We start from the raw sequence: 19,853 nt of genomic DNA on the forward strand, positions 1-19,853 counted from the left end.
TGCGTACAGTCAAGCGACGACGAACGGTGACATCCTCTTTACTGCGGGACAGATTCCGATGACACCCGACGGCGAACTCCTCGACGACGAGGAAATCGCGGTGCAGACCCGCCAGAGTCTGGAGAACGTCAAGGGCATCCTCGAAGAGGAAGGCCTGACCATGCAGGACGTGCTGAAGGTGACGGTGTTCATGGACGACATCGAGGACTTCGACGAGATGAACGAGTCGTCGGCTCGCGATTCGCTTGGCGGCCGTGGAGTCGAGGACCGTTTGGACGTGCTCGGGCAGTTTCTGCAACTCCCGAAGCAGTTCCGCTTGGTCGTCCGGTGCACTCACCGTCTCGATATCCTCTGCGAGACGGAGCGAGAGGAGCGAGAGCATGACCGCTTGTGAGGAGAACGTCTTCGTGGCCGCCACGCCGATCTCCGGACCCGCGCGGATGAACAACGCATCGTCGGCTTCGCGGGCCGCGGTCGAACCCATCACGTTCGTCACCGTGACGGTTCGTGCGCCACGCTCTTTCGCCCCGCGGAGTGCACCGAGCGTGTCCGCCGTCTCCCCGCTTTGGGTGACGGCGATGACGAGCGTGTTCTCGGTGATCGAACCGGTTGCCGAATCGACGTACTCGCTGGCACGGAACGCTTGTGCACGTATTCCCGTCTGGTTGAGGAGCCGTTGTCCGTAGAGTGCCGCGTGGTACGACGTTCCGCAGGCGACGAATTGCACGTCGTCGATGTCCTCGAACGTTCCTTCGGGGAAGTCTTCGAGGGTAACCTCGCCGTCCTGCACCCGCCCCTCGATGGTGTTGGTGAGTGCGTTCGGCTGGGTGTTGATCTCTTTGAGCATGTAATGCTCGTAGCCACCCTTTCCGGCGTCTTCGGGGTCCCAATCGATCCGTTCCACGTCCCGCGTGACCATGTTGCCTTCGAGGTCGGTCATCGTCACGCCGTTCGGTTCGAGGACGGCGATGTCACCGTCTTCGAAGTACACGACCCTGTCCGTGTGGTCGAGGAAGGCTGGCACGTCGCTGGCGAGGTAATACTCGTCGTTGTCCAGCCCGAGGATGAGCGGCGACCCCTGTCGGGCCGCGTAGATGGCGTGGACGCCATCGACGAGTGCGGCCACCGCGTAGCTTCCTTCGAGGTCACCGATGGTCTTGCGGAACGCATCCTCGATACTGGGCGCATCCTGAAGATAGTATTCGAAGAGATGAGGGATGACTTCCGTGTCGGTGTCGCTCGTGAACTCGTGGCCGTCGCTTTCCAGCCGCTCTTTCAGCTCGGTGTAGTTTTCGATGATACCGTTGTGGACGACGGCGACGTTTTCCGTCTCGCTCGTGTGCGGGTGGGCGTTTTCGTCGGTTGGTGGGCCGTGCGTGCTCCAGCGCGTGTGGCCGATACCGACGTTCCCCTTTGGGACGCTTCCGACAATGGCATCTTTCAGCTCCGATATCTGCCCTGAACGCTTGTAGACGGATATCCCCGACCCGTTCTGGACGGCGACTCCAGCGGAATCGTAGCCTCGATATTCGAGGTTTTCGAGTCCCGTCACGAGCTTCGTTATCGCATCACCTTCGCCGATGCGGGCAATGATTCCACACATCCTACGTCTCCTCCGTTCGTCCTGCGGGCTGTTCGTACTGTGGCTCCGGGCCGGTATGCGCTCCCGTATCGCGGACCAAGCCGGAACGAACTGCCGCACGTCCGTCTGGTGTGTCAGGGTAGTTCATGGGTGTGTCCTATAGACCCGCCGCCCCAATCGCAGGAGACGACTGGCTCTTGTCTTCGACATTTCGCGCTAACCCCATTACTATAGACTGATTAAGGGGGTATCTTAGCAGGGATGTAAGACGAATGTATGAGTGCTTGTCGCCGTCTCACCGGGTTCAAATGTAATCTCTACTAGCTAAGTTCTTCTCCGATATGGGTAGAACTAGTGAAAAATCGGTGGTTTTAGTCACTTTTATGCGGTTTCTCGGATGTGTTGTCCGTGTTTCCGGGTTCCTGTCCGTAGAGGATGACGATGTTTTTCCGCCCGATGTTGATCTTGCTGATCTGCTTTCGATCTTCCATCTTCGAAAGGAGGCGACTCACTTTCGATTTCGACCAGCCGGTTCGTTCGATGATCTCTCCCTGTGGAAGCCGTCCGCCGTTCTCGTGCAGGAGTTGCAGCACGCGGTCCGCGTCCGTCGTCACCGTTCCGCTCTGAACCGGTGGCTCCGGTTCGGGTTCGTGACTCGTCTCGTCGCCACCTCCCAGCACCATCGGGAGCCAGCTCGTCCCGTTCCGTTGTACCAGCAACACCGTTCCGACGAGTAGACTGAGGAGGACGAGGTACAGACCACCGGTGAGAACGCGACTGTTCGGATTCGTCCCGAAGCGGTGTTCGAATCCGTCGTTCAGACCGTCGCCGTCGGTATCTTTGTTCAGCGGGTCCGTCCCGATCGTGACCTCTTTTCCGTCTTTTAATCCGTCCCCGTCGGTATCTTTGTTCAGCGGGTCCGTCCCGATCGTGACCTCTTTTCCATCTTTCAGTCCGTCCCCGTCGGTATCCTGTTTGGTTGGGTCCGTAACGCTTGCGACCTCTTCGCTGTCGCTCAGGTCGTCTCCGTCGGTGTCCTTCTTGACGGGGTCAGTTCCGACGTCCACCTCCGCGACGTCGGTTAGTCCATCGCCGTCGGTGTCCGCCCGACTGACGTTCGTTCCGAGTTCCTGTTCGCGGCCATCGGTCAACCCATCCGCGTCCGTGTCCTTTCGGGTCGGGTTCGCGCCGAGACTTATCTCTTGATTGTCACGGAGTCCGTCGCTGTCCGTATCCGCTTTCGTCGCGTTCGTCCCGTAGTTGTTCACCTCCTCCCCGTCTTCGAGGCCGTCCTTGTCCGAATCCTTGCTCGATACGTTGGTTCCGATTTTGATCTCCTTCTCGTTCGTCAGCCCATCGCTGTCATCGTCTCCCGTTTTTACCATGACGTATACCGAAACAGAGCGCTGTGCGATGACGGCTCCACCGTTTTCGACCGTAACGACGACTGTTTGCGCGCCATTAATCTCCGATGAAACGCTGCCGAACGAGAGGTTGATACGCTCCACCCCGTTCGAGGAGAACGACGCGGCTTGGCACGTCGCGGTGTTCGTGGTGTTGTTGTTCGGCGCACGGAAACTCGTACAGACTTGGTTCCTCCCGGAGCGGTTTCCGGTGTACACCGTCACGCTCTGGTTGTGGGGTTCGGATCGCCACAGGTAGGTCGTGTTCGCCCCGGTTTCCGCGACACCCGACCCAGCATACGTTACGCTTTGAATGACGAGTTGGTTACCTGACGGTGTTGCACCGACGGGAGAGGCGGTGGCGAGGAGAAGCAGACAGACGGAGAAGACGGCTAGTTGCCTGTTTGTCATATTGGTGTGAAGTCTAGCACCCTGTTTCATGCGGTGAACCGTTCTATGTTTGGTATTTCCGCGCTCGGTATTTTTCCTTTGGGGTTGGATTTCTACTGCTTCTACCTTTTGTATTTAGCCTGTCTTACTAGTAGGTTACGACCGATATTTCCCGCCTTTTCGGGAAATATCGTGAATAGAGATGTGTAAACATGAAAAACACTACTTGTATTAGTGCCAAACTAATACGGAAACGTATCCGTTTTCTCCACTTTGTTCGGTCGTTAGGCGAGCCGTTGTCCAAGCGTTAGCGTCCAGAACATCCCGAGAATTGCGAGACCGATCGAGCCGTGCGGGAGCAGTGCGAAGGGTGAAAATCCGAGCGTCGACCCGGCGAGAAGGGTCGCTCCGAGGCCGGATGCGCCGAGGTAGTAGCGCTCCCATCGGGTCGGCTCATCGTCGCTCTCGTTATCGGTCGTGTCGTCGGTCGTCGTCGGTTCCAAGTATTCGTACAGCACGTTCGCGGTTTCCGTCTTTGTGACCGTGCCGCGACTCTGGTCGTACTCGATAACCCCTTCTTCGTCGAGTTTCGGCAAGTGGGACTGGTAGAGCGGAATGTACACGCGTTGGCGCTCGCTGGACGTGATCGACTGAACGGTGCTATCATTCTCCCACGCGGCGACCTGTTCTGCGATGTCGCGCATCGAGACTTGTCCCTCCGTGTCGTGGAGGTACCGAAGAACGTTCCGTCGTCGCTCGTTCTGAAGGAGGTGATAGATCTGATCCTCGCTCAGTTCTACGGCCGTACTCATGTCCGTGGAATTAGACTGTTCTTCGACCTGTTGTGTCGTTGCGCTCATACATGCTGGATTTTCCGGGGAGGTAATAAACGGAGAAGCTACTCCCGGAAGTTGCAGCCAGTTTTCCGCATTGTTCATTTTGATTTTCTTACTTTTCAGACCGTTGTCCCGAGTTTATCCCGGTCCAGTCTTGCGATTTCTCACCCACATGTATTTTTATACTAAATGTAATACGGTATCCCTCTCGGACACTGGGTGCCGTCTCGGGTACTGGGTAGCATCTCGAACGAGTGTATTCGTATTGCGCGCCCGAGGCTAGTTCCTTTAGATACTTGTTAGATGCTTGTCTGTGATTCGGAATCTGTTCTTTGTCCCCGTTCCACAATGTACTCGCCCCGAAAAACGGCAATTCTGCGGTACGAGGCCCTTAGTCAGTGTATAATAAAGCCTACAGGGTTTAATGGATTTCAACGAGGATCGCGTCCGACCGGAGAACCGAGGGTAAGCATCTACCTCCTCTTCCCCTCGTGACCGATCTCCGGTGTCGGTCGGTAACGGAGAGCAACCGAATGGAGGACAATCACCCATGAACTCGACGATAGGAGACATCGACAGCCAGCGGGACTACGCTGGAAGTGACCAGAACGACGTAAACGATAGCCGAGAAGCGACGATATGCGTCGTCGGTCTCGGCTACGTTGGACTCCCGTTGGCGGTCGGTTTCGACCAGGAAGGGTACAACGTCGTCGGCTTCGATATCGACGACAGCAAAGTCGAAACCCTTCGCGGCGGCATCGACACGACGGGCGACCTCGGCGACGACGCAATCGCCGAGAGCGATATCACCTACACTAACGACCCCGAAGAGATCACCCGCGCGGACTACGTGATGATCACGGTTCCGACGCCGGTTGACGAACACGACCAGCCGAACCTCGACTTCGTGAAGGCGGCCGGGCGGACGGTGGGCGACTACATGTCCCCCGACACGACCGTCATTCTCGAATCGACGGTCTTCCCGGGTGCGACCCGAGAAGCCCTCGTCCCTGCAATCGAGGAAGCGTCGGGACTGACGTGCGGCGAGGACTTCTTCGTCGGCTACTCGCCCGAGCGCGCGACGCCGGGCGACCCGGAGCACGGTCTCCGTGACGTGGTGAAAGTCGTCGGCGGAATGAACGACGACGTGCGCGACGACATCGCCGAACTGTACTCGACGGTCATCGACGCGGGTGTCCACAAGGCCGCGTCACTCGAAGTTGCGGAAGCGAGCAAAGTCGTGGAGAACGTCCAGCGCGACTTGAACATCGCCCTCGTGAACGAGTTGGCGATGGCCTTCGACAACATGGACATGGACATCGACACGCGTGCGGTGCTCGAAGCCTCCGGCACGAAGTGGAACTTCCACGACTATCGCCCCGGACTGGTTGGTGGACACTGCATCCCCGTCGACCCGTACTTCTTCATCCACCGCTCCAAGCAGGCCGGGTTCGCACCCAGTCTCATCCAACAGGGACGCGACGTGAACGAGTCCATGCCTGCTCACGTCTCGAACATGATGATAAAGGAGCTGAATCAGGCCGGGAAAGCGCTCCGGGACAGCCGCGTCCTCATCCTCGGGATGACCTACAAACCGGACGTGGCCGACATCCGAACTTCGAAAGTGGACGGCATCATTCGACAGCTCCGCGAGTTCGACATCGAAACCGTCGGCTACGACCCGCACGGCGACAACGACCTCATGGGCGAAAAGTTCGGAATTCCGATCCTGGAGGACGAGGAGTTCTCCGTCGAGGGATTCGACGGCATCGTCCTTGCGACGCCCCACCACGAGTTCTACGACCTCGACTTGGCGGAGCTCGCGGCGGAGATGAACGACGACCCATGCTTCGTGGACGTCACGGGCTCGTTCAAGCCGGAGAAAGTAACTGACGCCGGGTTCGCTTACCGGAGGGTGTAGATGTACGAAGGGCACACGATAGGCGTCGTCGTGCCCGCGTACAACGAAGAAGGGTTCGTTGGCGACGTCCTCGACTCGCTTCCCGACTTCGTAGACCGCGTCTATGCTGTTGACGACGCCTCGACTGACGGTACGTGGGACGAAATTAGAGCACACGCGGCAATCGAACGTGCGCCGCGTGCTGGCGAGAGTGACGACACCGACGGACAGGTCGTCGCCATCCAGCACGAAGTGAACAGAGGTGCCGGTGCGGCCATCAAGACGGGGTATCTCGCCGCCCGCGAGGACCAGACCGATATCACCGTCACCATCGACGCGGACGGCCAGATGGACCCCGGTATGATGACGCGGTTTCTCGACCCCATCGTGGCGGGGGACGCGGACTACGCGAAAGGGAACCGCCTTTCGAATCCCGAATTCCGCCACGAGATGCCGCGGTTTCGCCTGCTCGGCAACTGGATGCTGACGTGGCTGACGCGCATCGCCAGCGGCTACTGGGACGTGACGGACCCGCAGAACGGTTACACCGCGATTTCGCTCCCTGCGCTCGAAGCCATCGACCTCGAAGGGATGTACGAGTACTACGGCTACTGCAACGACATCCTCGTGAAACTGAACGTGGCCGGAATGCGCGTGGCGGACGTGGACATGCCCGCGACCTACGGCGACGAGGAGAGTAGCATCGAGTACAACGACTACATTCCGAAGGTGTCGCTCATGCTCCTCAGGAACTTCCTCTGGCGGCTCGGGTCGCGCTATCGAACCCATCCCCTCGGCATCGCCTACCTCGTCGGCATCGTTAGCGGCGTTGTTGGTATCGCGCTCGGCGTTCGGGCCGCTGGCGCGACGCTCACCGGTTCGGAGAGCGACGACGGCCGAAAATCACTCACGTCGCTCGTCGTCGGCGTGGTCGGCATCATCGTCGGGGTCGTTCTCGACCGGAGGGAGAACACATGAAGGTGTTCGTCACCATTCAGCACCCGGCACACGTTCACTTCTTCCGCAACGCCATCGCGGAACTGGAGGCGGACGACCACGACGTGCACGTCTTCGCCCGCGAGAAGGAGATGGCGGTCGAACTCCTCCGACGATACGATATCAGCCACGAAGTGCTGGCCGGTACCGCCTCGGGGCTGTCACAACTGGCGCGAGTACAGGCGACCTACGAGGCACGCCTGCTCCGCCGCGCGGTCCAGTTGAAGCCCGACGTGATAACCGCTATCGGCGGCGTCGCGGCCGCGCACGTGGCGAAAGTCACCGGTGCACGAAGCGCCATCTTCTACGACACGGAACACGCGAAGCTCATCCAGAACCTCGCGTTCCCGTTCGCGGACGCCGTTTACACCCCTGATTGCTATACGAGAAACGTCGGCTCGAAACAGGTTCGGTATCCCGGGTATCACGAACTCGCGTATCTCCACCCCGACCGATTCACCCCCGACCCGACGGTGGTCGAAGACCTCGGCCTCGACCCGGACGAGACGTTCACCGTCCTTCGTCTCGTCGAGTGGGGTGCCTCACACGACGTTGGGCAGGGCGGATTCGACGACGTGCGCGACGTAGTAGAGCGGTTGGAGGACGCCGGTTCCGAGGTGCTCATCACCTCGGAGCGGACGCTCCCCTCGTCACTCGAATCGCGCCGGGCGACCGTTCCGCCCCATCGGATGCACGACCTACTCGCCTTCGCCGACCTGTTCGTCGGCGAGGGTGCGACGATGGCCGCTGAGAGCGCCGTTCTCGGCACCCCCGCAATCTACGTCAACACGCTCACGATGGGATACACGGACGAACTGGACGAGCGCTACGAACTCCTGTTCAACTATCAACAGGAGGACCGACACGCGCGAGCGCTCGAACAAGCAGTCTCCATCCTCGAAGGCGACGCCGACTGGCAGGAACGTCGGCAGCGACTTCTCGACGACAAGGTGGACACGACAGACGTCATTTTGCGTGCGATTACGGGACGTTCCGGGAACGCACGCGGTCGGACGGCGCAGACCGGCGCGGAGGTTTAAATACGATGATGGAACCACGATTCGACGAACGGAGGCACTGATCGATGTTCGGGAGAATGTCCGGCTGGCTGAAACAGCGACGCTTCGACGTTGACGCCGCGATTATCGGCTTCGTAATCGCGCTCGGGCTGTTTCCGCTGCGGTTTTTCGCCTCACAGATATACATCAAGACGATTCCCATCGTCCTCGGACTGGGATGTGCGCTCTATTTGCTCGCGGTTCGCAACGACCGCGAGACGATGAACGCGTATCCGTCCGTCTCACGACTCGTGGCCCAGATACTGCCGACCATCGGTTTCCTAACGATGGCCGCGATGGTCGCCGTCGCGCTGCACGCGGGTCAGCGGTCCCTGCTCTTCCACGTCCTTTCCGGCGCGACGGGGACGCTCATCATGCTGCAAATCCTGTTCGTCGACGACGAGGACTTCCTCCCGTCGCTCCTGCTGGTGCAGATACTCTCACTCGCATTCGTCATCCGATTCATGGCGGTGTACACCACGCCGTCGTACATCGGAATCGACATCTGGACGCACATGACGCAGTTGGCGGGAGGTGTGCTCGAACAGCACTCCCTGTCCGCGATGAACGGGAACAAACACATCGCGGCACCGCTGTTCCACTTGCTCGTCGCGTCCTCGTCGATGTTGTACGACGTGTCCCTCCGCAACGCGTTGTACCTCTCCATCGGCGTCGTGATGCCCATGACGATAGTGTTCGTCTACGGAGCGACGAAACTGCTCGTCCCGGCTCGATGGGCCGTGTTCGCGGCGATGCTCTACTCCATCGGTGACTATTTCATCGAGTGGGGAATTCACCTCATTCCGACGAGCCACGGCCTGTTGTTCTTCGTCGCCATCGTCTACGCGCTCCTGCGCATTATGCGATTGGAGTACAACGCACGGGACTTCAGCCTGCTCGTGTTCCTCTCCATCGCCATCATCCTCACCCACCAGGTCTCGACGTTCATCATGCTCGTCGTGCTGTTCTCGGGGCTCCTCGCCCAGTTCGTCCTCAAACTGGGGCTATTCCAGACGACCGCGCGTCGGCCGGGCGTGTATCGCAAGCTGGAGCCGGTCAACCTCGCGGGACTGCTCGCGTTCGACGTGGGACTCATCACTTTCATGTGGTCGTTCACCCCGTACAACGGGAACTCGTTCCTCGAAACCGTGCTGTTGTATCTCGAACAGACGCTGGTGTCGAGTGCGGGTCTGTTGAACCTCGCGAGCAACAACTCCCAATACATCTCCCTTCCCGCCCCGACGCTCATGCAGAAAGTGGCGTCGTACGTCGATACGATGGGATTCCTCATCCTGTTCGGGTTGACGGTCGTCGGTTGTCTGTACGTCCTCCGGCGGAAGCGCATCTCGCATTCCGTGTTCACGCTCCTGTTCGCGACCGTCGTGATGACGGGGTTCACACTCGGACTGCCGATGTTCGGTATCCGTAATTTCATCCCGCAGCGATGGTTCGCGTTCCTCTACGCGCCGATGGCCATCCTCGCCGCCCTCGGCGTCGGATATCTCGTCCACAATCTCAACCGAAACGTCGTCGTCGTGGCGTTGCTGGTCGTCGCGCTCGTCTATCCGAGCGTGATGGTGATGTCCAGCCACGGTGCTATCGACAGCCCCGTGTTCAAAGATGAGCAGGCGCGCTTGACGTACACGAAACCGGAAGTCGCCGCCGTCTACACTATCTCGGACATGACCGGGTCTCCCGATTCGGCGACCATCTTGCCGAGTCAGGTGATACACACGGACCACCCGTATCAGACGGTGTTTTCGAGAACGGGGTCGTATCCGGCAGCAGCGGCCAACCTCTCCGCTGACAATCGGGACGGACCGACGGACCACCCGATAACCGTTTACCGTCGGTATCAGTCAACGGGGACGCCGAAGTTCGTCCTCGTGAAGCACGTCACGAAGGATGGCGAGCGGATAACCGCCACCGTTCCCGTTCAGCGGCAGGTGTCACAGCAACAGTTGTGTCGCCCCGACCAGAGTATCCTCTACAACAACGGCGACGTGATGCTCTGTGCCAACCGGACGATATAGACTGACCCCGTTTCTTCCGTTCTCCTAAAGAGAGCAACCCTTTTCTCACATCCTCTTGCATGCTGTATCATGCACGGAAAACGCGTCCTCGTCACCGGGGGTGGCGGATTTATCGGTTCGAATCTCGCCAATCATCTCGCCGAAGAGAACGACGTTATCGCCATCGACGACGGCTATCTCGGCACCGAAGAAAACCTCGATGAGGCGGTCGAATTCCACGAACGAAGCGTTCTCGAAGACGATCTGCCGACGGACGTGGACGTCGTCTTCCACCTCGCGGCGCTGTCGTCCTACGCGATGCACGAGGAGAACCCGACGAAGGGCGTTCGGGTGAACGTCGAGGGATTCGTCAACACCGTTGAACAGGCCCGAAAGGACGGCTGTGATACCGTCGTCTACGCGACCACCTCCTCCATCTACGGAAGCCGAACGGAACCGTCCCCGGAAGATATGGACGTGGAAGCTCGAACCGGCTACGAGGCGTCCAAACTGGCCCGCGAACGCTACGCGGAATACTTCGCCCACCACTACGACATGAACATGGCCGGAATGCGGTTTTTCTCCGTGTATCAGGGCTACGGCGGCGCGGAAGAGCACAAGGGCGAGTTCGCCAACATCATCGCCCAGTTCGCCGACGACATCGCGAACGGTGACTCGCCGGAAATCTACGGCGACGGCAGTCAGACGCGCGATTTCACGTACGTCTCGGATATAGTCAGCGGTCTCGAACTCGCGGCCGAAAACGAACTCACCGGCGTCTACAACCTCGGCACGGGCGAAAGCTACGACTTCGATACCGTCGTCGAGTACATCAACGAGGAACTCGGAACCGACGTGGAACCGGTGTACGTCGAGAACCCCATCCCGGAGGACGTGTACGTCCACGACACGATGGCCGACGTGAGCAAGTTCACCGAAGCCACTGGCTGGGAACCGGAGATTACCTTCGAGGAAGGCGTCCGTCGCGTCTGCTCCCAGTACCAGTAGTCCGTTTTCTTTCCGTTCGGCCGTCGTTCGAGACGACGGCCGTCAGTTGTGTGAGACGAGTCCCGACCTTTACGAGAAGAAGCCGCCGTCGTCGGTAGTCGTCGTAGTGGTTGTCGTCGTAGTGGTAGTCGTCGTTGTGGTTCCCGTCGTAGTGGTCCCTGTCGAAGTCGTGGTGGTCGTCGATGGCGGTTGCGAACTTGTTGAAGTCGTTTGCTGTTGTGTCGTCCGTTGTTGTTCCGTCGTTTGCCGTTGTGTCGTTTGCTGTTGTTCCGTCGTCTGTTGGTCGTCTCCGCCGTCGCTACTCGTTCCGCTGTCAGACCCTTGGGTATCGCTTCCCGTATCCGTCTGTTTCGAGAGCCCGCTCCGTGAGGAAACCCACACGCGAGCCTTCGTGTACGGTTCGCCCGACGCAGACCCCTTGTATAGGAGGAGTTGGACGCGGACGTTCTCGCCGGTGAACGCCGGGTCGCCGGTGAGCTTCACCTGCTTTTTCTCCCCGGCATCGACCGTCACCTGCTCTTTGGCGAACTGGGATTGCTTCGTGACCTCTCCCCCATCGACTTGCTGGATGACCGCGACGACGGTGTACTCCGTCCGCTCTCGCTCGTGATTGTGAACGCTGACCGTCACGCCGTCAGCGGCGAGGTCGGTGTCGTACATCGTATTCGTCTTGCTGTTCACGTCGTTCGTGTTGCTCACGTAGAATTCCGTGAACGCCTTGCCCTGTGGTGGGTTGAGCACCGCGAACCCGACGCTCGACGCCAGCAGGAGGAACGCGATTACGATGCCGACGTTCAGCGCTACCGTTACGCCGCTTCCCGAACGGCCGCTCGGATTGAACAGCAAGCCGGGTACCCCGGGCGAATATCGTCGCTCGGCCGGGACGCGCAGTCGCCGTATGAACGCGATAACTCCGAAAATCGCGGTGAATCCGACGATGCCGTACAGAATCGGATGCACGCGAACGCCCCACGGCGTGAAGTTCGAAAGCGCGGCGATCATGGGGACGACGGCGACGCTGAGCGCCGCCGCGAGCGCCACCCGCTCGGGTCCGCCGACAGCGTACGCGGCGTCGTCGTTCCCCGATCCGAACGTCCGTGTTTCGCCCTCGCTGCCCTCCGGGAACAGTGCCGAGATGAGAACGTATCCCGGGAGAAAGACGACGAGCGGGAGTACGAGGGCGACACGTACTCGTCCACCGAGTTCAACATACGCCGCTACTCCGCCGACAGCGGTCAGCATAAGCGCTAGTACGAGGTCGAGAAACCACCAGCGGCTATTCGTACTCATTGACGTGAAAATCGACCTGAGCGGGTTTTATTATACGGCTCCTAATCAGTTCTCCGACCGTACTTCGTCGGCTCCGCGCCGCTTCGACCCAGCGTCGTCGGTTCCCTGTGCCTCGGTCGGCATGTGCAGAACGTCCGTCGGGTTGACCATGTTCTCCGAACACTGCGCGACCCAGCCGACCATATCGTTGATCCGGAGCTTGTGACGCGACGGAAGGTCGTGAATCGTCTCGTTTTCGGGGAACAACCGCTGGTCCAAGTTGTAGCGGTCGTACACCTTCTGTCGGTCGGGCCACGCGGGTTGGAACTCCGTGATGAACGGGAGTTTTCGGCGCACGAACTGCTCCATCTGGGACAAGAACGTCGACGTGTACGGCCGGTCCGGAGGACGGTGGCGGAACAGGTCCTCGTCCAGCTGCCGAATCGCGCGGATGAACGTCGACGTGTTCCGGTACTCCGGCGGCGTTTGCAGGTGCCACTCCAGCAGCTCCGTGTCGGCCGCGATGAACGATTCGAGGTAGTTATCCGCGAGGTGGGTCCGCGACGGAATCGTCGGCTGGTTCCGGATGCTGAATAGCGCGAGAGCGTTCTGCACGGAGTCGGTCCGCTTCCAGCAGCGGTCGAACTCCGAATCGATGGCTTGCCGGACGAACTTTCCGGCGGCGTCAGGGTCGGACGTGTACTTCTCCGCGACCTTCCTGCTCCGCTCGGGAAGGTAGCCGAAGTTGTCGAGCGACGCCTCGACCGGGTCGGGGTCCGACTCCATCTTCTTCGTCGGGATGGTCTTGCCGAACAGCTTCAACTCGGTTCGCTTGTGACCGAACCCCTTCAACAGCGTGTCGAACAGCAGGGCGTGATACATCGTGTCCACTTCCATCTCGCTGTTGTAGCCCGCGTGATGGATGTGGATGGACTCCTTGATGCCCTGCGTGTCGCGCACCTTCTGTTCCCCGGGCGTGATGTACCGGTCGTTCGTCACCAGCGTCGTGTGGTCCACGTTGTACTGTTTCGCCAAGCGCCGGGCGACCTTCACCTCCTGTGCGTCCGGCATTCCGACGGTGTAGCTGTGGTCGAGGTCGGGAAGCTGTGACAGCAGCGTCCGCGAATCGTACCCCGCCGACAGCAACAGACCCTTCTTGCCCGGCTGACGCGAACGGAGTCGAATCGCACGCTGCATCCGGTCCGCGAGTTCGCTCGCGTAGTCCATCTCCCGCTCCTCGTAGACGAACCGGTCGAGTTCGCCCGCCTCGTCCGGGGTGAGATAGCCGTCGAACGGCGCGCGGTGGAGCTCGTGAAACAGCGTTTTGTCGCCGAGGACGACGCCCATGTGAAGGAACTCGCCGACCGCCTGTCGGCGCATCGTCGGGTTGTCGATGGTCTTTGCGACCTCCGCCGCGTCGGACCCGAACACGCGCACGCCGGGGTCGTCGGTGTAGAAACACTCCCACGACCGGATAGAGTCGGTGAGCACGATGGTGTCCCCGTCGTGTTCGATGAACGCGAGGTACGACCCGTTGAGCGACCTGATGGCGTCCACTCCGTTTTCGGCGTACTGTTCCAACAGCCAGCGGGCGGGTTCGGACCACCCGCGTTTGTTGGGGTACGCCTCTCCCCAGATGATACACGACCCGAGTTCGCCCGAGTACGAGGCACTCCGACCGGGAATTCCGAGTCCCGTATCTCGAATTCCGACGGTCGCAACGTCGCTCGTCACGATATCGTCGAACTCCCGCTCGGAGCGGAACCGTTCGAACTCGTCTCGATCACCGAAGACACCAAATATCTCTTTGTTCATCCTTCGTGCTCCTCCGTTGGGTCTGTGGGCGGTCGCTCCGTGCCACGGCGGCATCGGACTGCGCGCCGATTTCGTCTCGTGCCTTCCTCTCTCGCTCGTGTCACGGTTGACTCTACTGCTGTCTATAGCGTCAATGAGGGTTAACTATACACAGTATAACATCAGGAAAATTGTGTTTAGGGGCCTCTGAAACCGTTTTCACTCCCCGACAGCACCGACCATCGTCCGGAACACGTCGCGGATTCCGTAGTTCCCCACAGCTCCATGGTGACGATGGCGGCACCGTACACGACGACGCCCGTTGCGACCATGATTCCGAACTTCGGGATACCGCCGACGGGTACTTTCGTCCCGACGAAGACCACGACCGCTACCATTCCGATGCTCGCCACGAGCGGGTACAACAGGAGGCGAAGGAACTGCCTGTAGCTCCCTTCCACTTCGCGGACGGCGAGGTAGGTCGAAACCGGCTCGGAGAACAGAACGGAGTTGCCGACGATGACCGCGCTCGTTCCGATGACCCCGTACGCCGCGGTCGCCGGGTAGATGGTCAACAGGATGATGGCGAGCTTTCCGACCTGTATCTTGGTGGCGAGGTCGGGTTTGCCGACCGCTTGGAATAGCGGCCCGGTCGTCGCTCCGATGGACCGGAGCAGCCCCCACACCGCGAGCAACTGCATGATGGGAATCGCCGGCACCCACTCCGGACCGAGGAACGCGTGAACGAACGCGGGCGCGACCGCCACGATGCCTGCCGCCAACGGAATCGAGATGAACGTGGTCAGTTGCACCGTCTTGAAGAACGCGCGGCGGAGGTTCGCGGCGTCGTTCTGTAACTTCGAGTACGTCGGGAAGATGACGCTCGTCAGCACCTTCGTCACCTCGGTCGCCGGGGCGTTCGACACCTTGTACGAGTACTGATAGAGGCCGATAGCGGCGCTGCCGAGCAACCATCCGACGAACACGTCGTCCCCTTCCGTGATGAGGAAGACGATGATTCCCGATGCCGTAATCCACTTTCCGTATCCCACGAGTTCCCGCGTCTGGTCCATATCGATGCTCGGCCACGGGCGGTATCCGTGGAGGACGTACGACAGCGACGTCGCCACCACTACGCCCGCGATGTCGCCGACCACGAGCGACCACACGTTGCCCCAGAGCAACGCCAACCCGATGGTCACGCTCACCGCGGCGACCGCTTTGCCGACGAGGTAGACGAACTGCTTGTCGTAGTCCAAATCCTTGCGGAAGTAGACGATGCCGGGGTTCTGAATCCCGGTTATCAACGGTACCAACGACATCACCTGAATCACCTGCGTCGCTGGCGGTTGCGCGCCGAAGAAGTCCCGCGCGATGTACGGTGCCGCGAGGAACCCGATGGAGGCCAGTATCGCCCCGCGAACCGCCGATAGCGTCCACGCGGTGTCGAGGTACTCGTTGATGTTGTCCTCCTCTTTCTGAATGAGGGCCTGCTTGATGCCGAGGTTCGAAAAGCGGCGCATCGCCGCCAACGTCAACAGCGCGTATGCGACCAACCCGAACTGCACCGGAGTCAGAATGTTGGCGAGCACGACGAGTTTGACCAGTTGCAGGCCGCGTCCAATGACGTTCGCCATCGACGCCCAGATACCGCTCGTCACCGCACGACCCGAGATGTCGTCACCCGGCGTCAACGTCGCTTTCACCCATCGAAGCAGTTCGATTGGCGACCGTCCGCTCATCGTCTCTCCTCCCTCGTGTTCCGCCCGTTCGCGCTCGGTCCAGCCGTCACATCCACGGTTTCGCCGTCCGACGCATCGTCCGTGCCGCCGTCGGTGACCGCTTCCGCCGAATCGCGTACCGTCGCGTCGTACGCATCGCTTCCGGGCAACCGCGTCTCGACCGGCCGGTCGTCGGTCGCCGACCGATACACCGCTGCCGTCCGTTCGCCGACGACATCCCAGTCGAACGACATCGCGCGCTCGCGCGTTTGCCGTCCGATTTCGTCGAGGTCGAGCGTCGGTGCGCGTTTCATCGCCGTCCGAAGGCCGCTCGGGTCGTCAGGGTCGTACAGCAGTTCGGTTTTCGGCCCGAGAACGTCGGGTAGACAGCCGAGTCGCGGCGCGATGACCGGCTTTCCGAACGACATGGCGAGGATGACGCTCCCGGACGTGAGAACGCGTGTAAACGGCAGGACGACCGCATCCGCTGCGTTCATGTACAGCTGAATCTCGTCGTCGGGGATGTAGGTAAAGTCGGTTCGAACGCGGTCGTCGGCCCGGCATCCCCGCGCGAGTTTCGCGCTCTCCTTGCGGTCGTTCGGCGGATTTCCGGCGATGACGAGACGAGCATCCTCGTCGTCGATGGTGCGGAACGTCTCCACCAGTTTCGGGACGTTCTTGTACGACCGCACGTTCCCGAAAAAGAGGTACACCATCTCGTCGTCGCCGAATCCGAAGTGCTCGCGGGCTTCGGCTCGGCTGACCTCGTTTTCGTAACTCCCGACGTAGTTCCCGTGAGAGACGACCGTGATTCGCTCCTCGTGTTCGTCCGGGAGGTCGTACGTGCTCATCACACGGTCGCGTGCGGCCGGACTGTGGACGATTATCTCGTCACATTGCCGGGCGAACAGCGCGCGCACGCGCCGTTCGAATCGCGGGAAGTGCCGCTCGTGCTGAAGAACGTTGTGAACCGTCCAGACGATGGAGATGCCGAGCAACTTCGAAATCAGCACTTCGAAGGCGAAGCGGACCGCGGCTACATAGCTCCGCGTTCGCGTTCGCCCGATTACGAACTGGTGGAGCCAGTGGAAATGCAACACGTCCGGGTCGTTTCGTGCGACTCCAGAGAGAACGGGAGCGAGGCCGCTAGCACTCCCACGCGAGACGGAGACGCCGTGTGATTCGAGCGCATCCGCCAGCAGCAGTTGGTACGGATTGTCGTCGTGGTTCGGAAGAAACAACGCGTTCATCGGTGTGATTTTGGATTCCTCTCGTACGCCGTGTGTCGGCAACCGGTGCTCATCGAAACAGATACTCTTTGCGACCTTTGTTATGGGGCTGCTAAGTCGAGCCGTTCGCCTCCGTTCTCCCGCTTATCGATGATATATATTTATCAGTCGACCTCCGATTGTGCTTTGTATGCGTGATTTGGAGCGATGGGCCGCCCAAAGCCGCCTGTGGAATCTCTGTAAACAGGCGGGTATCTCGCCAGCAATTGCGACACTCTACTGGCACGCCAAACTGGCACTGCATCTCTGGTCCGTCCCCGTGACCGTCGGGGGATATACCGTCGAATTCGCCACCGACTCTCGGACCGAATATTCCCGCGTGACATCGCTCGTCGGCGAACAACCCGTCATCGAGTCGTTGCTGAACGATGTCCGCGAATCGGACGTGGTGTACGACATCGGCGCCAACATCGGGACACACACCTGTTTCGTCGGGAAACGGCTCGATAGCGGCGTGGTCGTCGCGTTCGAACCGATGCCGACGAATGCGATTCGACTTCGACACAACCTCTCTGCAAACGTTCCCGTCAGCCGATGGGATATCGCCGAGTTCGCCCTCTCGGACGAGGACGGTGCGGGCTCACTCGCCGTTGAGAGCCGAAACTACGGCGAGGGAAAACACGCCCTTTCGGTCGATGGCGAGCTCGAAATCGACGTGTTTCAAGGGAAAACGCTGGTCGAGACGGGACGGTACCCCGCACCGGATATCCTCAAAATAGACGTCGAAGGTGCCGAACTCCAAGTTCTCCGTGGATTCGACGATATCCTATCCGACGTTCGCGTCGTCTACGCGGAACTTCACCACGAGTTGAGCGAACAGTACGACACCTCGACAGCGGAAATCGAAGCGTATCTCCGCGAACACGGTTTCGACGTCGAACGCCTCAGCGAGCGCTCGGACGCGTACCATATCCGCGCGGTAAACTCCCGAGGGACCGAGCCGAAGTGAGAGCGGAGAGCGGGCGGTCGTTAGAACTCGTTGCCCCAGCCGTCGTATCCGTCGGCGCTGTTGTCCTCGATGCCGTTTTCGAGGTTGCACTTCTTGACGTAGACGTCCTCGGCCTCGGATTTGAGCAACAGGCCGACGTCGCCGCGCCGCGACCGAGCGGAGACGCCTTCTATCCAGGTTCCCGTACCTTTGTCCGTTATCGGACGGTCTTCCGAAACGTAATCTCCCTCGTAGATGAGGCAGTTGTCTCCGGTGTTCGTCAGCGCACGTCGGCCCCAGCCACCGCCGTAATCGACGTTTACGCCGCGGAACTCACAGTCGTCACGGTAGTTCTGGATGGCGCTTCGGGTCCCCTCGGTGGGCGATTCGCCGCTGATCGTAACGTCTTCGAGGTAAACGGGTTCGTCGCCATCGCGGATCTTGATGACCGGGCCGCCGCCGGTCTCGTGCTCCACGTGCGTGTGCTTGATACGGGTCCGTCCGCCCGATCCTCGAATCGAGATTCCCGTACACGGGTCGTCGGTATGAACCGCGACGGTACAGTTATCGACGTAGTTGTAGTTTGCACCTGCGGTAATCCAGATCGCCGGGCTGTCCGAGACGTTCGTCTGGAAATCGACGTTCTGCGCGACGAGGAGGCTCCCGTCTTCCATGCGGAGGCCGCGCTGGGAAATCCCGTGCGGGTTCTCCTTGTCCACGATGATCGTCGCGTCCTTGATGTAGCTGTCGTGCCCTCCGAGTCGTACGTTTGCGCCCGTGCTGTTCTGGAAGCGGCCCCCTCGATCTGAATCGAGCCGGAACCGTGTGCGGCGTACAGGCCGTTGTCCGGGAAGCTGCCGAGGATGCAATCGCGGAAAGTGAGCGTCCCTTTGTTGTGATTCGAGAGGATTCCGGTCGGACCGCGCCACAGCGAATCGCTCGGCGTGTTTCCTTCCCACGCGGCGCCGTCGGGCGCGTGGAACCGTTCGACGAGTCCTTCGCCGTCGGAATCGGTGATAACGAACCGCCCCGGTCCCCACGTCCCGCTGTCGTGCTGGCCGAGGATTTCGATGTCCCGAACGATGAGGCCGTCGTCGATGGCGGCCTCGATGACGCGGATGCCGGTGTCATCCGCCGTCTGGTCCACGGTGAAGCCCTCGATTCGAAGGTCCGTTCCGGGGTCGTAGTCCACGCCCATTCGGAAGAGTCGGTAGTTTCCGTCGCCGTCGTCGTCGAAGTCGTGGTAGCTCGCGGGGACGAGTTCCGCGTCGTCCCCGGCCATCCCGAAGTTGTCGAAGCCGGTGAAACGGAACTGGTTGTCCATGTAATACCGTCCGGATGGGAAATAGAGGAGCGTATCGTCGTCCGCGTGTTCCTGAAGAACGGGTGTGATAGACTCGTTTCCGTCGTTGTCCGCCCCGACGTCCGTTATGTCAATGACCGTATCGTACTGGTCTTCGTAATCCGATTTGCTCGCAGAAGCAGACCCCATGACAGCGGTCGTCGCCGCGATTGCTCCGGTGAGCTTGAGATATGTTCTTCGACTCGTAATGCTTCGATTTTGCCTGTCTGACGCCATCAAAACACCCAAACAAATCCCTCATATTAATTATCTGGTGCCTAGTTCAGTCCCTCTGTGTTTTCCCGCTGTTGGAAACGTTGCAAAC

14 protein-coding genes and 2 pseudogenes are annotated in these 19,853 nt (G+C 60.2%); 8 read left to right on the plus strand and 8 right to left on the minus strand.

Annotation, left to right across the window (positions count from 1 at the left end):
* Positions 1-58 precede the first annotated feature (58 nt).
* Positions 59-169, plus strand: a pseudogene (locus tag BG842_RS33090) (RidA family protein); the annotation flags it as partial.
* 60 nt (positions 170-229) lie between these two features.
* On the opposite strand, the pseudogene glmS reads toward BG842_RS33090, so the two are convergent.
* The 3 genes and pseudogenes from glmS to BG842_RS10825 form a co-directional block, all read right to left on the minus strand.
* Positions 230-1,603 (minus strand): annotated as a pseudogene (gene glmS, locus BG842_RS10815) (glutamine--fructose-6-phosphate transaminase (isomerizing)); the annotation flags it as partial.
* 350 nt (positions 1,604-1,953) lie between these two features.
* Positions 1,954-3,396 (minus strand): helix-turn-helix domain-containing protein, encoded by a 1,443-nt coding sequence (locus tag BG842_RS10820; RefSeq protein WP_254663069.1) that lies wholly within the window; start codon positions 3,394-3,396, stop codon positions 1,954-1,956.
* A gap of 263 nt (positions 3,397-3,659) precedes the next feature.
* A complete protein-coding gene (locus BG842_RS10825; RefSeq protein WP_069450727.1) occupies positions 3,660-4,235 on the minus strand; it encodes a hypothetical protein in 576 nt (191 codons plus the stop codon).
* A 526-nt stretch (positions 4,236-4,761) separates the two neighbouring features.
* Between BG842_RS10825 and BG842_RS10830 the strand changes: the two genes are divergently transcribed.
* From BG842_RS10830 to BG842_RS10850, 5 genes are all read left to right on the plus strand, one after another.
* Positions 4,762-6,132 (plus strand): nucleotide sugar dehydrogenase, encoded by a 1,371-nt coding sequence (locus BG842_RS10830; protein WP_069450728.1) that lies wholly within the window; start codon positions 4,762-4,764, stop codon positions 6,130-6,132.
* Positions 6,133-7,089, plus strand: coding sequence for a glycosyltransferase family 2 protein (locus BG842_RS10835; RefSeq protein ID WP_069450729.1), 957 nt, complete (start codon positions 6,133-6,135; stop codon positions 7,087-7,089).
* Entirely contained in the window at positions 7,086-8,147 is a 1,062-nt protein-coding gene (locus BG842_RS10840) for a DUF354 domain-containing protein (RefSeq protein WP_069450730.1), read from the plus strand. The genes BG842_RS10835 and BG842_RS10840 overlap by 4 nt, the downstream gene beginning before the upstream one ends.
* Before the next feature lie 44 nt (positions 8,148-8,191).
* Positions 8,192-10,198 carry a hypothetical protein gene (locus BG842_RS10845; RefSeq protein ID WP_069450731.1) on the plus strand — a complete coding sequence of 669 codons (2,007 nt, stop codon included), beginning with the start codon at positions 8,192-8,194 and terminating at the stop codon, positions 10,196-10,198.
* Between the two features lie 69 nt (positions 10,199-10,267).
* Entirely contained in the window at positions 10,268-11,185 is a 918-nt protein-coding gene (locus tag BG842_RS10850; RefSeq protein WP_069450732.1) for an NAD-dependent epimerase/dehydratase family protein, read from the plus strand.
* Between the two features lie 69 nt (positions 11,186-11,254).
* Here the strand turns inward: BG842_RS10850 and BG842_RS10855 are convergent, their stop codons facing one another.
* From BG842_RS10855 to BG842_RS10870, 4 genes are all read right to left on the minus strand, one after another.
* Positions 11,255-12,475 (minus strand): DUF1616 domain-containing protein, encoded by a 1,221-nt coding sequence (locus tag BG842_RS10855; protein ID WP_254663070.1) that lies wholly within the window; start codon positions 12,473-12,475, stop codon positions 11,255-11,257.
* Between the two features lie 45 nt (positions 12,476-12,520).
* Positions 12,521-14,269, minus strand: a complete 1,749-nt coding sequence (locus BG842_RS10860) for an asparagine synthase-related protein (RefSeq protein WP_069450734.1) — start codon at positions 14,267-14,269, stop codon at positions 12,521-12,523.
* 176 nt (positions 14,270-14,445) lie between these two features.
* Positions 14,446-15,990, minus strand: a complete 1,545-nt coding sequence (locus tag BG842_RS10865) for a lipopolysaccharide biosynthesis protein (protein ID WP_069450735.1) — start codon at positions 15,988-15,990, stop codon at positions 14,446-14,448.
* Positions 15,987-17,219, minus strand: coding sequence for a glycosyltransferase (locus tag BG842_RS10870; protein ID WP_069450736.1), 1,233 nt, complete (start codon positions 17,217-17,219; stop codon positions 15,987-15,989). The genes BG842_RS10865 and BG842_RS10870 overlap by 4 nt, the downstream gene beginning before the upstream one ends.
* Before the next feature lie 169 nt (positions 17,220-17,388).
* Between BG842_RS10870 and BG842_RS10875 the strand changes: the two genes are divergently transcribed.
* A complete protein-coding gene (locus tag BG842_RS10875) occupies positions 17,389-18,207 on the plus strand; it encodes an FkbM family methyltransferase (RefSeq protein ID WP_139136097.1) in 819 nt (272 codons plus the stop codon).
* Between the two features lie 20 nt (positions 18,208-18,227).
* Here BG842_RS10875 and BG842_RS31500 read toward each other — a convergent pair whose 3' ends face one another.
* Entirely contained in the window at positions 18,228-18,905 is a 678-nt protein-coding gene (locus BG842_RS31500) for a hypothetical protein (RefSeq protein WP_254663071.1), read from the minus strand.
* Between the two features lie 104 nt (positions 18,906-19,009).
* Between BG842_RS31500 and BG842_RS31505 the strand changes: the two genes are divergently transcribed.
* Positions 19,010-19,759 carry a hypothetical protein gene (locus BG842_RS31505; RefSeq protein WP_254663072.1) on the plus strand — a complete coding sequence of 250 codons (750 nt, stop codon included), beginning with the start codon at positions 19,010-19,012 and terminating at the stop codon, positions 19,757-19,759.
* Positions 19,760-19,853 lie beyond the last annotated feature (94 nt).

The sequence above is a fragment of the Haladaptatus sp. W1 genome (genome assembly GCF_001723155.1).
In the GTDB taxonomy this organism is placed as follows: domain Archaea; phylum Halobacteriota; class Halobacteria; order Halobacteriales; family Haladaptataceae; genus Haladaptatus; species Haladaptatus paucihalophilus.

Bases quoted from the DNA above. Each gene is read 5' to 3' on its own strand.
- BG842_RS10850 (WP_069450732.1), top strand. From the start codon at position 10,268: ATGCACGGAAAACGCGTCCTCGTCACCGGGGGTGGCGGATTTATCGGT.
- BG842_RS10825 (WP_069450727.1), bottom strand. From the start codon at position 4,235: ATGAGCGCAACGACACAACAGGTCGAAGAACAGTCTAATTCCACGGAC.
- BG842_RS10835 (WP_069450729.1), top strand. From the start codon at position 6,133: ATGTACGAAGGGCACACGATAGGCGTCGTCGTGCCCGCGTACAACGAA.
- BG842_RS10870 (WP_069450736.1), bottom strand. From the start codon at position 17,219: ATGAACGCGTTGTTTCTTCCGAACCACGACGACAATCCGTACCAACTG.
- BG842_RS10820 (WP_254663069.1), bottom strand. From the start codon at position 3,396: ATGACAAACAGGCAACTAGCCGTCTTCTCCGTCTGTCTGCTTCTCCTC.
- BG842_RS10860 (WP_069450734.1), bottom strand. From the start codon at position 14,269: ATGAACAAAGAGATATTTGGTGTCTTCGGTGATCGAGACGAGTTCGAA.
- BG842_RS10865 (WP_069450735.1), bottom strand. From the start codon at position 15,990: ATGAGCGGACGGTCGCCAATCGAACTGCTTCGATGGGTGAAAGCGACG.
- BG842_RS10840 (WP_069450730.1), top strand. From the start codon at position 7,086: ATGAAGGTGTTCGTCACCATTCAGCACCCGGCACACGTTCACTTCTTC.
- BG842_RS10845 (WP_069450731.1), top strand. From the start codon at position 8,192: ATGTTCGGGAGAATGTCCGGCTGGCTGAAACAGCGACGCTTCGACGTT.
- BG842_RS10875 (WP_139136097.1), top strand. From the start codon at position 17,389: ATGCGTGATTTGGAGCGATGGGCCGCCCAAAGCCGCCTGTGGAATCTC.
- BG842_RS10830 (WP_069450728.1), top strand. From the start codon at position 4,762: ATGAACTCGACGATAGGAGACATCGACAGCCAGCGGGACTACGCTGGA.
- BG842_RS10855 (WP_254663070.1), bottom strand. From the start codon at position 12,475: ATGAGTACGAATAGCCGCTGGTGGTTTCTCGACCTCGTACTAGCGCTT.